General features: G+C 68.6%; 16 protein-coding genes. 7 read left to right on the top strand and 9 right to left on the bottom strand.

Annotated elements, in window-relative coordinates; genetic code table 11:
• Positions 1–16 precede the first annotated feature (16 nt).
• Positions 17–691: a fasciclin domain-containing protein gene (locus AC4NN1_RS07335; protein ID WP_336123326.1), complete on the bottom strand. Its 675-nt coding sequence runs from the start codon at positions 689–691 to the stop codon at positions 17–19.
• A gap of 215 nt (positions 692–906) precedes the next feature.
• Between AC4NN1_RS07335 and sigK the strand changes: the two genes are divergently transcribed.
• The 4 genes from sigK (at position 907) to AC4NN1_RS07315 (ending at position 4,102) form a co-directional block, all read left to right on the top strand.
• Positions 907–1,494, top strand: a complete 588-nt coding sequence (gene sigK / locus AC4NN1_RS07330) for an ECF RNA polymerase sigma factor SigK (RefSeq protein ID WP_336123327.1) — start codon at positions 907–909, stop codon at positions 1,492–1,494.
• A complete protein-coding gene (locus AC4NN1_RS07325) occupies positions 1,491–2,279 on the top strand; it encodes an anti-sigma factor (RefSeq protein ID WP_336123328.1) in 789 nt (262 codons plus the stop codon). The genes sigK and AC4NN1_RS07325 overlap by 4 nt, the downstream gene beginning before the upstream one ends.
• 75 nt (positions 2,280–2,354) lie before the next feature.
• Complete coding sequence (locus AC4NN1_RS07320) at positions 2,355–2,993, top strand: DNA-directed RNA polymerase subunit beta (RefSeq protein WP_491954923.1); 639 nt, start codon at positions 2,355–2,357, stop codon at positions 2,991–2,993.
• 224 nt (positions 2,994–3,217) lie between these two features.
• Positions 3,218–4,102, top strand: a complete 885-nt coding sequence (locus AC4NN1_RS07315; RefSeq protein WP_491954922.1) for an aminodeoxychorismate lyase — start codon at positions 3,218–3,220, stop codon at positions 4,100–4,102.
• A 121-nt stretch (positions 4,103–4,223) separates the two neighbouring features.
• Here AC4NN1_RS07315 and AC4NN1_RS07310 read toward each other — a convergent pair whose 3' ends face one another.
• The 8 genes from AC4NN1_RS07310 to AC4NN1_RS07275 all read right to left on the bottom strand — a co-directional run bounded on the left by AC4NN1_RS07310 (position 4,224) and on the right by AC4NN1_RS07275 (position 13,344).
• Positions 4,224–5,033: a type IV toxin-antitoxin system AbiEi family antitoxin domain-containing protein gene (locus tag AC4NN1_RS07310; protein ID WP_491954921.1), complete on the bottom strand. Its 810-nt coding sequence runs from the start codon at positions 5,031–5,033 to the stop codon at positions 4,224–4,226.
• A gap of 255 nt (positions 5,034–5,288) precedes the next feature.
• Positions 5,289–6,068: a phosphate ABC transporter ATP-binding protein PstB gene (gene pstB, locus AC4NN1_RS07305; RefSeq protein ID WP_018187130.1), complete on the bottom strand. Its 780-nt coding sequence runs from the start codon at positions 6,066–6,068 to the stop codon at positions 5,289–5,291.
• Between the two features lie 30 nt (positions 6,069–6,098).
• Positions 6,099–7,190: a phosphate ABC transporter permease PstA gene (pstA, locus tag AC4NN1_RS07300; protein WP_116228363.1), complete on the bottom strand. Its 1,092-nt coding sequence runs from the start codon at positions 7,188–7,190 to the stop codon at positions 6,099–6,101.
• Positions 7,190–8,152 (bottom strand): phosphate ABC transporter permease subunit PstC, encoded by a 963-nt coding sequence (pstC, locus tag AC4NN1_RS07295; RefSeq protein ID WP_018187132.1) that lies wholly within the window; start codon positions 8,150–8,152, stop codon positions 7,190–7,192. The genes pstA and pstC overlap by 1 nt, the downstream gene beginning before the upstream one ends.
• A gap of 82 nt (positions 8,153–8,234) precedes the next feature.
• On the bottom strand, positions 8,235–9,350 hold the full coding sequence (locus AC4NN1_RS07290; protein ID WP_018187133.1) for a phosphate ABC transporter substrate-binding protein PstS: 1,116 nt from the start codon (positions 9,348–9,350) through the stop codon (positions 8,235–8,237).
• Between the two features lie 136 nt (positions 9,351–9,486).
• A complete protein-coding gene (locus AC4NN1_RS07285; RefSeq protein ID WP_336123333.1) occupies positions 9,487–10,425 on the bottom strand; it encodes an NUDIX hydrolase in 939 nt (312 codons plus the stop codon).
• Positions 10,422–12,590 (bottom strand): RNA degradosome polyphosphate kinase, encoded by a 2,169-nt coding sequence (locus AC4NN1_RS07280; RefSeq protein ID WP_018187135.1) that lies wholly within the window; start codon positions 12,588–12,590, stop codon positions 10,422–10,424. Before AC4NN1_RS07280 ends, AC4NN1_RS07285 begins: the two co-directional genes overlap by 4 nt.
• A 67-nt stretch (positions 12,591–12,657) precedes the next feature.
• Positions 12,658–13,344 carry a response regulator transcription factor gene (locus tag AC4NN1_RS07275; RefSeq protein ID WP_116228368.1) on the bottom strand — a complete coding sequence of 229 codons (687 nt, stop codon included), beginning with the start codon at positions 13,342–13,344 and terminating at the stop codon, positions 12,658–12,660.
• 109 nt (positions 13,345–13,453) lie between these two features.
• On the opposite strand from AC4NN1_RS07275, the gene AC4NN1_RS07270 reads away from it, so the two are divergent.
• From AC4NN1_RS07270 to ygfZ, 3 genes are all read left to right on the top strand, one after another.
• The gene (locus tag AC4NN1_RS07270; RefSeq protein WP_116228369.1) at positions 13,454–13,747 is read left to right on the top strand and encodes a hypothetical protein; all 294 of its coding nucleotides are present in this window, start codon (positions 13,454–13,456) and stop codon (positions 13,745–13,747) included.
• 169 nt (positions 13,748–13,916) lie between these two features.
• The gene (locus AC4NN1_RS07265; protein WP_491954920.1) at positions 13,917–14,522 is read left to right on the top strand and encodes a nitrobindin family protein; all 606 of its coding nucleotides are present in this window, start codon (positions 13,917–13,919) and stop codon (positions 14,520–14,522) included.
• Positions 14,522–15,601, top strand: coding sequence for a CAF17-like 4Fe-4S cluster assembly/insertion protein YgfZ (gene ygfZ / locus AC4NN1_RS07260; protein WP_116228371.1), 1,080 nt, complete (start codon positions 14,522–14,524; stop codon positions 15,599–15,601). Before AC4NN1_RS07265 ends, ygfZ begins: the two co-directional genes overlap by 1 nt.
• Positions 15,602–15,603: the final 2 nt, after the last annotated feature.

Raw genomic sequence — 15,603 nt, 5'->3', positions numbered from 1 at the left:
GTCAGGAGACCGTGAATTACATCGGGGGCATCAGCACCGAGTCGATGAGGTACACGGTTGCGTTCGCGGTCTCGACGCCACCGCAGATGACCTTGGCGTCGTTGACCATGAGCTCGTCGCCCGAGCCGGTGACCTTCAGGTCCTGGCCCTCGACGGTCTTGTGGGTGCCGTCGATGTCAGCCGGAGCGATCTCACCGGGGACCACGTGGTAGGTGAGGATCTTGGTCAGCGCGGCCGAGTCGGTCTTCAGACCATCGATCGTGTCGGCCGGGATCTTTGCGAACGCGTCGTCAACGGGAGCGAAGACGGTGAACTTGTCGCCGTTCAGCGTGTCGACGAGGTTGACGTCGGGGTTCAGCTGGCCGCTGACAGCAGCGGTGAGCGTCTTGAGGAGCGGGTTGTTGGATGCCGCGGTCGCAACCGGGTCCTTCGACATGCCCTCGACCGAGCCTGCGCCGTCCGGAACAGCCTTGGCGTAGTCCGCGCAACCGGGGCCGACCAGGGTCGACGCGGTGTCCATGCCGCCGTCGGTGGCCTCGGGCGATGCCGACTCCATGGGAGCCTGCGACTGCATGCCGTCGTCGGTGTTCCCGGCCTCGGGCGTCGCGCTCGACGAGCAACCGGCCAGGGCGAAAGCGCCGGCCAGCGTCAGAGAGAGTGCTGCGGTCATCTTCTTCTTCGTGCTGAGCATGATTTCCTCCATGTGTTGGGACCGCCCTCTGCGGCGGCGATAACAGGTCTTCGGAACCACTAGGCAAACGGATTGCACATCTGCCGAGATTTTTTCCCGAGCGGTCGTTCCGGGCATCCGGGGGGCCACGGAACGACCTCGATCTGCTCCTCTCACCAGGACTTCCCACTCGCGCCTGCGCGTCTGGGTGCGCGCGTGATGGCATGCTTGTCGGAATGGTTATCGACGGTGTTGAAGTCCCCGACGACGGGCAGACGGCAGATCATGCCGGCGAGCTTCTCGTTCGCATCGCCGGTGGCGACCAGGCGGCCTTCGCAGAGCTCTACGACATGCTGTCCTCCCGCGTCTTCGGTCTGATCCGACGGGTCCTCGTCGACCCCTCCCAGAGCGAGGAAGTCCTGCAGGAGGTGTTCCTCGAGATCTGGCAATCCGCTTCGGCCTTCGCTCCGAACAAGGGTCAAGGAAGAAGCTGGATCCTGACGATGGCACATCGTCGGGCCGTGGATCGGGTTCGCGCTTCGCAGTCCAGTTCGGACCGTGATGCGCGTATCGGAGCCCGTGACGCGTACACACAAGAAGAGAGCATCGCCGAGCAAGTCGAGCTGAGGATCGAAGGACGTCGCGTCGTGCGCGCACTCCGGACTCTGCCCGATGCCCAGCGTGAAGCACTGACCCTCGCGTACTTCGGGGGGTACAGCCAAAGCGAGATCGCAGCGCTCCTCGGAGCACCGCTCGGAACGATCAAGACGCGGATGCGCGATGGATTGAACCGCCTACGACAGGAGATGGGGGTGACACTGTGAACGAGAAGGAGTTCGCCGAACTCTCGGCAGGGCACGCGCTCGATGCGCTGTCTGCTGAGGACGAGCAGGCGTACGAGCAGGCGCTGGCCGCTCACCCCGAGTGGGAGGCCCTCGCCGACTCCGATGCGCAGGTCGCCGGTTTCCTGGCTGAAGGCATGGGTGAAGAAGCCCCGCCGCTCGAGCTGCGGGCACGTCTCCTCGATCAGATCAGCGCGATGCCGCAGCGGATGCCGGTGGCCCCTGCAGAGGCATCCGTACCCGAGCGCGAGCCGGAGCGCGAGACCGTTCCAGCCGGACCCCCCACCGAGGCCGTCCAAACCGTGGAACGACGCAACTGGACCCGTGGGTTGTTCGCCCTCGTCGCCTCTGCCGCTCTCCTCGTCGGGATCGGCTGGGGAGTGGGCTCGCTCGTCGAGCAGGCCCGTACTCCGCTCGAGGTCCAGGCTCTCGAGCAGATCGAGTCTGCTCCCGACGGTCAGACCGTCACCGGACAGTTCGCCGATGGCGGCGAGGCTGAGCTCCACTGGTCGGCTGAGCTCGGCAAGGTCGTGCTGACCACCGACGACGCCCCCAAGATCGCCGACGACCGCACGTTCGAGCTGTGGTTCGTCCGTGGTGAGGAACCGATCGCCGCTGGCACCTTCGACCCGTCCGAAGATGTCACCGCACTTCTCGACGGCGACTTCAAGCCGGGTGACGTGATCGCCGTCACCGTCGAGCAGGCAGGCGGATCGCCCGACGGCAAGCCGACGACGAAGCCGATCATCGCCATCCCCACCGCTTGATCGCCCCCGCGCATCACGAACCCCGCCTCGGCTCCGCCCGGGCGGGGTTCGTCGTTGCGGGGGTAGCCTGGAACGATGTCCGACGCGTCCCGCGACTTCCACAAGCCGGTCCGCCGCTCACCCGATTCGTTCGACCGGAACTTCGCTGCCGACGATCCCGCTGAAGCCAGCCGCGTGGCTCACGCCACGGCATCCGCTCTGCTGTCGCGGGTGCGGGAGCAGCCGCACGATGAGGTCATCGACCGGCTCGTCACCTTCACCGATGCGCACGGCATCGCGACGATCGCGGAGCTCTGGGCGCATTCGCCCGCACGGTCTCTGCCTGGCGCGCTGTGGCGGCTGTACCTGCTGCAGCTGATGATCCACGACGACCCGACGACGGCGGCGCTGCTCTATGAGCGCGGGCGCACGCGGCTGTCGTCGGCGGATGTCGTCATCGCGGGGGCGCCCGCTCCGGCGAGCCCCGACGAGCTCGTCTCGCTCATCGACCTGATCCTGCGGGGAGTGTTCGCGGGTGACTTCGCGCTCGCGCTCGAGCGGGCGGCATCCTTCGCGCGCGTCGTGTCGGCGGGGGCGACCGATCTCGCCGACGACTACGACGAGAGCGAGCCGGTGCGGGCGTCGGCGTTCACGACGCGGGCCCTGCGCCTCGACACGTATGCGAGTGATCTGGCGGCGGCCGCGGCGCTCTGGCGCCGGGACGGCCTCACTTAGGCATGAAAGTGCCGGGCCGCAGAACGCCTCTCGGCGCGTGGCCGCTCGCAGCGGCTGAAGATGGAGCCCGGGGTTACTGCGGCCCGGCTAGAAAAGTGTAACGGAGGGGCTCCCGAGGTATTCCGGTCGGCCGAGGATTTTCGTGCGGCCGGGCGTGTCGCCACCGATCCCCTTGCATCCGCTGACGGGGACGAGGACGGATGCCGCCGCGTAGGCTTCGTGGCATGGCTTGGCGCTTCGCTCTCATGATCGACCCCGCGGCATCCGACGATGCACGCACAGACTTCGCCGACACGTTCAGCGAGATCGACCCCTCGGCTCCCGCACTCACCGTGGGGGAGTTGAGCACGCAGCGCGGCGACGGGATCTTCGAGTCGATCGGCGTCGTCGACGGTCATGCGCAGGAGGTCGAGCCGCACCTCGCGCGGCTGGCTCATTCCGCGGAGATCTGCGAGCTGCCCGCGCCGAACCTCGGGCAGTGGCGCGAGGCGATCATCCGCGCGCAGGCGGCGTCGGGGGAGGGCGAGGCGGTCATCAAGCTGATCCTGAGCCGCGGTGTGGAGCACGGCCCCACCCCGACTGCGTGGGTGACGGTCGCGCCGGCGGCGGACTTCACGAAGCCGCGCACCGAGGGGATCGCCGTGGCGGTCCTCGATCGCGGATACAGCATCGACCTGCCCGGGCGGGCGCCCTGGCTCCTGCTCGGCGCGAAGACGCTGTCGTACGCCGTGAACATGGCGGCGATCCGCGAGGCGAAGCTCCGCGGTGCCGATGACGCGGTGTTCGTGAGTTCCGATGGCTTCGTGCTCGAGGCGCCGACCGCCTCCCTCATCATCCGGCGAGGCGACACGTTCGTCACGCCGGCGCCGAACGGCGGCATCCTTCACGGGACCACCCAGCTGAGCCTGTTCGACCACCTCGCCGAGCGCGGCTTCGAGACCGCGTACGAAACCCTGCCCGTGTCGGCGCTCCACGATGCGGATGCCGCTTGGCTCGTCTCGAGCGTCCGCCTCGCCGCGCCCATCACGGCCGTCGACGAGCGGTCCCTGCCCGTGGACGCCGAACTCACGGCATCCTTCAACCAGTACCTGCTCAGCCCGCGCGACTGACCCGTCGGCCCCGTCAGCGGGTTCGCGGATGCAATAGTCCCGCCCGACACGCCGCGCGGCGGGCCCCGGATGCCGCGTGTCGCCGCCGATCCATTGCATCCGCACACGGCGGCCCGGTCGCTCACAACCCCGCGAGCGCCCCGAGGATCGCGCGCTCGACAATGTCCCAGTCGTGCACGATCAGCGCGTAGTCGAACCGCAGGGTCATGTACCCCCACATCGCCGCGTTGGCGTCGCGCACGAGGTCCTTGTGGCGCAGCGACGGCCCGTCGTGGTTGTCGCGACCGTCGACTTCGATGATCAGTCGGTCGCCGATCAGTGCGTCGACCACGCCGACGCCGGCGATGCGTACCTGGGTCTGCACGCGCAGCCCGAGCTCCCGCAGCCGCCAGCGCAGCATCGATTCGAGTCCGCTGTCGGCGTCGTCCCGGCTGAGCGCCAGCGCATCCCGCCCGTCCTGATTCACGTTCCGGCTCAGCCAGCGCATGTCGTCGCCGTCGAGTAGATCCTGCCGTCGCGCGGATTCCAGCGCGACGAAGAACGCCTCACCGCCCCGGCACGTCAGGATCTGCCGCAGGATCCTCGCCAACGACGGTTCCCGCCGGTCCTCCCCAGGGCCGGCGGCATCCCAATGCTCGGTGCAGTCCAAGAAGTGGCCGTACGTGCGCTGCCCGGGCCGCATCCAGACATGCGGCATCCGATCGTCGTCCAGCACCCAGAGCCCGCGGTGCCGCGCCGCCGTCACGCACGCCAGCGCCCCGCCGTGCTTCCCAGCCAGGCGGGCTTCCGCGCACGTCTCGGGCCAGGCGTACACGCCGATCCGCACCCGCACGAGCTCGCCGGAACGCAGCGCTCGCTGCACTCGCCGTTGCGACCACCCGGCATCCAGCAGCTGCCGCAGACGGACGATCGGATGCCGGAGCTCGCACATACCCGCGAGCCTCGCCCGCTCCGGGCCCACCCGTGCCTCACCCAGCGCTGGTCGGGGAGAACCGGCATCCCACCCCCGCGGGGGAGGAGTCCGCGGATGCAATAGTCCCGCCGCGACACCCCGCCGTTCAGGCTCGGGATGCCGCGTGTCGCCCGCGATCCATTGCATCTGCTCACGCCACACGGCACACGGCCACAAACCACAACGAGGGACACCACGCTCCCGCGCAGCATCCCTCGTCCCCGAACTACGGGATCACCCGAAGCGGCCCGAGACGTAGTCCTCGGTGGCCTGCACGGACGGCTTGGTGAAGATGGTGCCGGTCTCGTCGTACTCGATGAGCTTGCCGGGCTTGCCGGTGCCCGCGATGTTGAAGAACGCCGTCTTGTCCGAGACGCGCGACGCCTGCTGCATGTTGTGCGTGACGATCACGATCGTGTACTCGCTCTTGAGCTCCTGGATGAGCTCCTCGATCGCGAAGGTCGAGATGGGGTCGAGGGCCGAGCACGGCTCGTCCATCAGCAGCACGTCGGGGGAGACGGCGATCGCACGCGCGATGCACAGGCGCTGCTGCTGACCGCCCGACAGGCCCGAGCCGGGCTTCTCGAGCCGGTCCTTGACCTCGTTCCAGAGGTTCGCACCCCGCAGCGACTTCTCGACGAGGGCGTCGGCGTCGGACTTCGAGATGCGCGAGTTGTTGAGCTTCACACCGGCGAGCACGTTGTCGCGGATCGACATCGTGGGGAACGGGTTCGGACGCTGGAAGACCATGCCGATCTGACGGCGCACGAGCACGGGGTCGACGCCGGGACCGTACAGGTCCTCGCCGTCGAGCAGCACCTCGCCCTCGACGCGGGCGCCGGGGATGACCTCGTGCATGCGGTTGAGCGTCCGCAGGAACGTGGACTTGCCGCATCCGGACGGCCCGATGAAGGCGGTGACGCTGCGGGGCTCGATGTCGAGGGACACGCCCTCCACGGCGAGGAACTCGCTGTAGTAGACGTTGAGGTCGTTGACTTCGATGCTCTTGGACACTTCGGGGTGCTTTCTGTCGGATGCCGCGGGTCAGCGGCCGAACTTGGGGGCGAACTTCTTCGCGACGAAGCGTGCGATGAGGTTGAGCGCCATGACGATGATGATGAGCGTGAGCGCTCCGGCCCAGGCCCGCTCGAGCGCGGCGGGAATGTTCGTGCCGGGGTTCTGGAACTGGTCGTAGACGAACACCGGGAGCGTCATCATGGGGCCGTCGAACGCGTCCATGTTCAGCGACTGGGTGAACCCGGCCGTCAGCAGCAGGGGCGCGGTCTCACCGATCACGCGCGAGATCGACAGCATGATGCCCGTCGTGATGCCGGCGATCGAAGTGGGGAGGACGACTTTCACGATCGTCAGCCACTTCGGCACACCGAGGGCGTAGCTCGCCTCGCGCAGCTCGTTCGGGACGAGGCGCAGCATCTCCTCGCTGGAGCGCACGACGACGGGGATCATCAGCACCGACAGGGCGAGCGAGCCCATGAAGCCCGTGTTGAGGCCCGGCCCGAACAGCAGCGCGCAGACGGCGACGATGAACAGACCCGCGACGATCGACGGGATGCCGGTCATCACATCCACGAAGAAGGTGATGAGCTTCGCGACCCGGCCGCGCCCGTACTCGACGAGGTAGATCGAGGTCATGAGACCGATCGGCACCGAGATGACGGTGGCCCAGCCGGTCACGATGAGCGTGCCCCAGATCGCGTGCACGGCGCCGCCGCCTTCACCCACGATGTTGCGCATCGAGTAGGAGAAGAAGGTCGGGTCGAACCGGGCGATGCCGTTGACCACGACGGTGAACAGCAGTGAGATGAGCGGGAGCAGCGCGATCGTGAAGGCGATCGACACCAGCACGGTCGCGAGCCGGTCGGCTGCGCGGCGCCGCGTCTCGACGACGCTCGACAGGATGACGAGGACGATCGCGAACAGCACGACACCCACGAAGGTGGCACCCGCGATGTTGAACTCGGCCACGTCGCCGCTGCTGTTCATGATGGCGAACAGGATGCCGGAGAGCACGAGCGCGCCGGCGAGCAGCACCCACGGCATCCACTTCGGCAGCTGTCCCGCGGTGAGCGAGTTGCCCACGGGCGTGCGGGTCTCGGAGCGGGTGAGGGTGGTCATCAGTTCGCTCCAGAGAACTCGGCACGGCGGTTGACGACCCACCGGGCGATCGCGTTGACCGCGAAGGTCACGATGAAGAGGATGAGGCCCGTCGCGATGAGGACGTTGACGCCGTCGCCGTACGCCTCACCGAAGTTCAGGGCGATGTTCGCGGGGATGGGCGTCGGGTTGCTCGAGTTGAGCACCTGGAAAGTGACCGCGCCCGTGGCCGAGAGGACCATCGTGACGGCCATCGTCTCGCCGAGGGCACGGCCGAGGCCGAGCATCGCGCCCGAGACCATGCCGCCGCGGGCGAAGGGGAACACGGCCATCCGGATCATCTCCCAGCGCGTCGCGCCGAGGGCGAGTGCCGCCTCTTCGTGGAGGACGGGAGTCTGCAGGAAGACCTCGCGCGTGATGGCGGTCATGATCGGGAGGATCATCACCGCGAGGACGAGGGATGCGGTCAGGATCGTGCGGCCGCCGGGGGAGACCGCGCCGGCGAAGAACGGGATCCAGCCGAAGTTCTCGTTCAGCCAGACGTAGAACGGCTGCAGGAGCTGCGAGAACACCAGCGCACCCCAGAGTCCGTACACGACGGAGGGGATGGCGGCGAGCAGGTCGATGACGTAGCCGAGCACCGAGGCGAGCCGCCGCGGTGCGTAGTGCGAGATGAAGAGGGCGATCCCGATCGCCAGCGGCGTCGCGACGACGAGCGCGATGACCGAGGCCCAGAGGGTGCCGAAGACGAACGGCCAGACGTACTGCCAGAACGGTTCCCCGTTCAGGAACTGCGTCTCATCGGGTTTCGCGGTGAAGGCCGGGATGCTCTCGACGATGAGGAAGAGCGTGACGGCGGCGAGGACGATGAGGATGATGATGCCCGCGCCCAGCGCGGTGCTCGAGAAGACGAGATCGCCGCGTCGGCGCACCGGTCGCCGGGCGGTGTCCTGGTCGGCGACCAGATCGGTGGTGGGGGGCATCGCAGTCCTCGGGTCGGAAGCGGGGCGGACGTGAGTGCTGCTGGTGGCTCCCGACGAGCGGGAGCCACCAGCAGCGAGGGTCTTACTTCTTGGCGCTGATCATGTCGATCGCGGTCTGGGCCTTCTCGGCGACCTCGGTCGACAGCGGAGCGGAACCGGCGGCCTCGTTGGCGACCTTCTGGCCCTCTTCGCTGACGATGTAGGAGAAGTACGCCTTGACGATGTCGGCGGTCTCGGGCTTCTCGTACTGCGCGCAGCCGATGAGGTAGCTCACCAGAGCGATCGGGTACGAGCCGGCGGGAGCCTTCGCGGGGTCGACCTGGAAGACGAGGTCACCGCCGTTACGGCCCTCCTCGAGGGGCGACGATGCGACGAGCTCGGCGGCGGCCTCCGAGGAGAACGGCACGAAGTCGTCGCCGACCTTGATGGCGGCGGAGCCCAGCTCGCCGACGCGCGAGGCGTCGATGTAGCCGATGGTGCCCTTGCCGCCGTTGACGGTCGCTTCGACGCCCGAGGTCTGCTGTGCGGCCTCGGAGCGCGTGGTCTTGACGGGCCAGGCGTCGTCGTCCTCGTACGGCCACTCCGTCGGGGCGACCGAGGCGAGGTACGAGGTGAAGGTGCCGGTGGTGCCCGACTCGTCACCGCGGAAGACGGGCGTGATGGCGAGGTCCGGGAGCGTGACGTCCTTGTTCAGGTCGGCGATCGCCGGGTCGTTCCACTTCTCGATCTTCTCGTTGAAGATGTCGGCGATGACCTCGGGGGTGAGGTTGAGCTTCTTCACGCCGTCCAGGTTGAAGACGACCGCGACGGGCGAGATGTACGCGGGGACCTCGATGATGTCGGGGGTCGCGCAGGCGCCGAACTTGCCGGCGGCGATCTCGTCGGCCGTGTACGCGCGGTCCGAGCCGATGAAGTTGCTGGAGCCGGCGATGAAGTTGTCGCGGCCCGTTCCCGATCCGGTCGGCTGGTAGTTGATCGTGACGTCCGGGTTCGCCTTCTGGAAGGCGGCGGTCCATGCCTGCTGGGCGGCGCCCTGCGAGGAGGCGCCGGTGGCCTTGACGGTGCCCGACAGAGCGGTTCCGCCGTCGGAGGGCTGGCTGCCGCCAGCGGGGGTGCCCTCGTTCGCCGCGCAAGCGGAGAGCGACAGAACGGCGACTGCTGCGACAGCGCCCACGCGGGCGATGCGGTTGAGCTTCACGTGTGATTTCCTTCGGGTGATCGGGACACCCCGGGTGCGGGGCTGGCTCGACGCTAAGAGCCGCCGGTGACCAGGTTCCGCTCCAGAGGTGAACGACAGGTGAACGAACCCGGTCCGAACGGATTCGTCTGCCCGATCACACCTGGGGAGCGTGTGTCTCGATCGCCACGATCCCCGATCCGGGGTTGGTGGCCGAGAGATGGACCACGGAGAACCCACCCGGTTCGAGGGCGGAGGAGTCACCCAGATACGAGCCCTTCACCGTGCCCGTCGCGAGAGCGATCTCGTGCATCAGCTCGGGCAGGACGGGCCGGTGCGAGCACAGCACGGCGGACTTGCGCGCACGCACCCGCTTGCCGACCAGCGTCCGCGGATCCGCATCGCCGGCATCCCAGGCGTCCTGCGAGATCGTCGAGGTGCGGTGGATGTCGCGGCCCAGCGCTTCTGCGAGGGGGGCAACGGTGTCGACGCACCGCACCGCATCGCTCGAGTACACGCGCCGCACGCCGAACGCGCGGAGCGGCCCGACGATCGACTGCGCCTGCTTCCTGCCGCGAGCGGCGAGGGGACGCTCGGCATCCGCCCCCGACCATTCCTCCCGCGGCGTCGCCTTCGCGTGACGGAGGACGACGAGGGGGAAGGTCTCGAGCACGCCGTCGTCGACGAGGCGCAGGAAGTTCTCCAGGATCTCCACGTCGACCGGGTAGCTCATCTTCGCGAGGGCTTTGCGCGCCGGCATCCATTCGATCGCGGCGATCTCGCGGTTCGGGACGAACGCCGATTCGCGGATGGCCTTCTCGGTGGCCTGCGCGCTCCAGTAGTGCACGATCTTCGTCCGCTTGCTGGGCATGCGGTACGTCGAGACGCCGACGGGGACCCCGAGGTTGACGCGGATGCCGGTCTCCTCGTGGATCTCGCGCACGGCAGTCTCGGCGAGCGTCTCGCCGGGATCGACCTTGCCCTTCGGCAACGTCACATCGCGGTACTTCGTGCGGTGGATGGCGAGGACGAGGAGCTTGCCGTCGAGCATCCGCCACACCACGCCGCCTGCGGCGTAGACCGCGGTTTCCGTCATCGCACCGCCCGCTGGCGTCGCCGACGGAGCACCGCCGCCATGGTCTTCTCCTGCAGGTCCACCAGCGGCGTGCCGTCGGCGGCCAGGTGATGACGCGTCCACTCGCCCTCGGAGCCGAGGTGCCACGAGCTGGTCGAGTCGTCCATCGCGAGGTCGAACAGCTCGATGAGCTCGTTCACGTGGGCGGGCGCGGTCACTCGTACGAGCGCCTCGACGCGGCGGTCGAGGTTGCGGTGCATCATGTCGGCGCTGCCGATGAAGACCTGCGGCTCGCCGCCGTGGCCGAACGCGAAGATCCGGGAGTGCTCGAGGTAGCGACCGAGGATCGAGCGGACCGTGATGTTATCGCTCACCCCGGGCAGATCGGTGCGCAGCGAGCAGATGCCGCGCACCCACACGTCGACCTTCACCCCCGCCTGGCTGGCGCGGTACAGGGCGTCGATGATCTGCTCGTCGACCATCGAGTTGACCTTGATGCGCACGTACGCGGGCTTGCCGTCGAGCGCATTGCGACGCTCGGCGTCGATGAGACGCAGCAGCCCCTTGCGCAGGTGGAGGGGAGCGACGAGGAGCCGCTTGAACTTCTTCTCGATCGCGTACCCGCTGAGCTCGTTGAACAGACGGGTGAGGTCGCGACCGACCTGCTCGTTCGCGGTGAACAGGCCGTAGTCCTCGTAGATGCGACTCGTCTTCGGGTTGTAGTTGCCCGTGCCGATGTGGCTGTAGCTGCGGAGCGCGCCGTCTTCTTCTCGGATGACGTGCAGCAGCTTGCAGTGGGTCTTCAGGCCCACGAGGCCGTAGACCACGTGAACGCCGGCCTTCTCGAGCGTGCGCGCCCAGCCGATGTTCGCCGCCTCGTCGAAGCGCGCCTTCACCTCGACCAGGGCCAGCACCTGCTTGCCGTTCTCGGCCGCGTTGATGAGCGCCTCGACGATGGGGCTGTCGCCCGAGGTCCGGTAGAGGGTCTGCTTGATCGCCAGCACGTGCGGATCGCGCGCGGCCTGCTGCAGGAACGAGACGACGCTCGTCGTGAACGACTCGTACGGGTGGTGGACGAGGATGTCCTCCTTGCGGATGGCCGCGAACAGATCCGCCCGGCCGTTCTGCTCCGCGGGCTGGAACGGCGTCGCCGTCTTCGGCACGTGCGCCGGGTAGCGCAGGTCGGGCCGTTCGATCTGCGACAGCGAGAACAGGCCGCGGAGGTCGAGCGGGGCGGGCAGACGGTAGACGTCGTTGTCGGTGATGTCGAGCTCGTCGAGCAGCAGCGACAGCGTCACGTCGTCCATGTCCTCGGTGATCTCGAGGCGGATCGGCGGGCCGAACCGGCGACGCAGCAGCTCGGCCTCGAGCGCCTGGATGAGGTTCTCGGTCTCATCCTCCTCGATGACGACGTCCTCGTTGCGGGTGAGGCGGAACGTGTGGTGCTCGAGGATCTCCATGCCGGGGAAGAGGTCGCCGAGGTTCTCGGAGATCAGCTCTTCGAGGGGGAGGTACCGGACGGTGTTGCCGTCCTTCCGGACCTCGACGAGTCGCGGCATCATCGGGGGCACCTTCAGACGCGCGAATTCCTGGCGGCCGGTGCGCGCGTTGCGGATGCGGATCGCGAGGTTGAGCGAGAGTCCCGAGATGTACGGGAACGGGTGCGCCGGGTCGACCGCAAGCGGCATGAGGACCGGGAACACCTGCGAGGAGAAGTAGTCGTAGAGGATCTCGCGCTCCTCGTCCGAGAGGTCGGCCCACGAGACGACCTCGATGCCGGACTCGGCGAGCGCGGGACGCACCTGCTCCGACCAGACCGCGGCGTGTCGCTCCTGGAGGGCGTGTGCGGCGGTCGCGAGGTCGGTGAGCACGTCGAGCGGTGCGCGCCCCACGTTGGTGGGGATCGCGAGTCCGGTGAGGATGCGGCGCTTCAGTCCGGCGACCCGCACCATGAAGAACTCGTCGAGGTTGCTGGCGAAGATCGCCAGGAAGTTCGCGCGCTCGAGGGTCGGCAGGTTCGGATCCTCCGCCAACTCCAGAACCCGCTGGTTGAAGGCGAGCCAGCTGAGCTCGCGGTCGAGATAGCGGTTGTCGGGGAGCTGCGAGTCGTACGCTTCGACGACGTCATCGAAGTCGTCGTCGTCCGCGTCGCCCAGTCCGGAGTCGTGAACCTGGGTGTCGATCATCCCCACATCATTGCAGGGGGACGTGTCCCGTGCGTGAACACGACGAGCGGATGCCGCTGTGTCGCGCTCAGGCGGGGGAGCCTGGCAGCTGCTCGTCCTCGTACACGTTGAAGCGGTAGCCGACGTTGCGGACCGTCCCGATGAGCTGTTCGAGGTCGCCGAGCTTGGCGCGCAGCCGCCGCACGTGGACGTCCACGGTCCGGGTGCCGCCGAAGTAGTCGTAGCCCCAGACTTCGCTCAGGAGCTGTTCGCGGGTGAAGACGCGGGACGGATGCGTCGCGAAGAAGTGCAGGAGCTGGAATTCCTTGTACGTGAGGTCGAGCGGTCGGCCGTGGACCTTCGCGGAATAGGAGGACTCGTCGATCGTGATGCCGGAGGTCTGGATGCGGGTCGAGACCTGCTCCTTGGACACGCGCCCCACGGCGAGGCGGATCCGGGCATCGACCTCAGCGGGGCCGGCGGCCACGAGGATGACGTCGTCGATGCCCCAGTCGGGCGAGACGGCGGTCAATCCGCCCTCGGTCACGACGAGGATGAGCGGTGCGTCGTGCCCGGTGGTCGTGAGGATCTTGCAGAGCGACTTCGCTCCGACGAGGTCTCGGCGCGCGTCGACGAAGACGACGTCTGCGTGAGGGGCGTTGACCAGCTGCGCCGCTTCCGCGGGGATCTGCCGGACGCGGTGGCTCAGCAGTTCGAGAGCGGGCAGGACGGAGTCGCCGCCGGCGGCGGAGCTCAGGACGAGCAACTGTGCCAAGGGGGACCCTCCGGTGCGGACTCGGAACCGCGTCTCATCTTAGGGGTAGCCCCGGTGCCGCCTGCGCCGCGTCCCTGCGCACCGCCGGGACGTGCGCAACAATGGGGGGATGACCTCGCCCGAGATCCTTCCCCGCTCGCGGGCCGCCGGTGTCATCGCCGTCTGGGTGGCGGCGGCTCTCATCGCCCTGGCCATCGGGATCTTCGTCGAACCGGACTGGCGCGGGGCATGGCTCCTCGTGGGCCTCGGACTCTCTTTCTTCCTGGCCTTCGCCGTCCAATTGGCGACGGGGCGCTCGCAGGGCTTCATCCTCAGGATCTCGGCCAGTGTGCTCGGCGCGCTGGTGGTCATGGGGCTGCTGGGCGCGGGCTTCGCGCTGGCCGAACTCCTCGCCTCGGCGTGACCGCGTCGTCCGCCGACCGTGGGGCCGCATCCGGCCGCTAAAGTGGACGGCATGGATCTCGTCGCACTCGAACTCTTCTTCGTCGGGCTGCTCGGCCTCGCATCGCTCGCGATCGCGTTCGTGTCCGGCGTCGTCGTCTGGAACCTCTACCGCGGTCAGCGCTGAGCTCGTGATCGATCTGCCGACGGACCTTCCGGCTGATCTGGTCCCGCTCTCCTGGTTGCTGGGTGTCTGGGAAGGCACCGGCGTTCTCGAGTACGACGCGCAGGGCCGGACGATGTCGGGTGAGTTCTCGCACCGCGTGAGCTTCAGCCACGACGGCGGCGACGCCCTGAACTACTCGGCGACTGCCTGGTTCGAGGATGCCGACGGTAACCGCACCGACCTCGTCGCCGAGACCGGCTACTGGCGCCTCTCGCGTCCTGCGACCGATGCGGACGCCGGTCCCGCGCTCCTTCCGGCCCTCGCCCCTCGCTCCGAGCCGCGCTCCGTCCATGACGTCGAGGAGCTTCGCACCGAGGCAGGCGGCTTCGAGATCACGGTGGCCCTCGTCCACTCCGACGGGATCAGCGAGCTCTACCTCGGTCAGGTCCGCGGACCTCGGATCGACATCGCGACGGACGCCATCGTGCGCCCCGCCGGCGCCAAGGAGTACGCGTCGGCGACCCGGATGTACGGGCTCGTCGACGGGCACCTGCTCTGGGCGTGGGACGTCGCCGCCCTCGGGTCCGCACTGTCGTCGCACGCCTCCGCTCGGCTCGCGAAGGTCCAGTGATGAGCGACGCCTTCGCGGCAGTCCCCGGCGCCGTCGTCGATGACCGGGGCCTCGCCCACCTCGGGAACCCGGTCCGCGAGCAGCGCGAGCTCGCCGCCGGTGCGGCGATCGTGCCCCTTGAGGACCGGGTCGTCCTGACCGTCGCCGGTGAGGATCGGCTCACGTGGCTGGATTCGATCACCTCGCAGGCGCTGACCTCGCTGGCCCCCGCCGTCGGCACCGAGCTGCTCGTGCTCGACCCGCAGGGGCACGTGGAGCACGCGGCATCCGTCGTCGATGACGGGGAGCGGACGTGGCTCATCGTCGACCGGGACCGCGCCCAGGGGCTGCTGACCTGGCTGACGCGCATGCGGTTCCGGCTGCGCGTGGATCCGCAGGATGCGTCGGCCGACTTCGGCGTCGTGGCGGGTACCGGTGCAGCGGTCGGCGTGCTCGGTGCCGCGGTCGTCTGGCGTGACCCATGGCCGAACGTCGGCGTCGGCGGGTGGGGGTACGCGGCGACGCAGCCGCATCCCGGGGCGGACCGAGACTGGGCCGAAGCCGTCGTCCCGCGCGCCGCCTGGGACGATCTCGCTGCGGCGGCCGTCCGCGGCGATGTCCGGCTGGCCGGCTACCTGGCGGCAGACGCGCTGCGCGTCGCGGCCTGGCGCCCGAGCGCGAGCGCCGAAGCCGACGGACGTACCCTTCCGCACGAGGTCGACTGGCTGCGCACCGCCGTCCACCTCGACAAGGGCTGCTATCGCGGGCAGGAGACGGTTGCGAAGGTCCACAACCTCGGGCATCCGCCGCGTCGCATGGTTTTCCTCCAGCTCGACGGATCGGATGCCGAGCTCCCGACCGCCGGCAGCGCCGTCCGCCTCGGCGGCGCCGACGTCGGCGCGGTCACCTCGGTCGCCCGTCACCACGAAGAAGGTCCCATCGCGCTGGCGATCGTGAAGCGCTCGGTGCCCGTCGACGCCGCACTGACCGTCGAGGTCGGCGACGGCGAGGTCGCTGCCGCGCAGGAGGTCGTCGTGCCACCGGATGCGGGGCGCGCGGCATCCGTCCCTCGTCTGCCCCGACTCTCCCAGCGCCGCTGACG

The sequence above is a fragment of the Microbacterium sp. MDV22-iso44 genome (assembly GCF_058629135.1).
The sequence above is the reverse complement of the archived record's forward strand: the minus strand, read 5'-3'. Positions and strand labels throughout refer to the sequence as shown.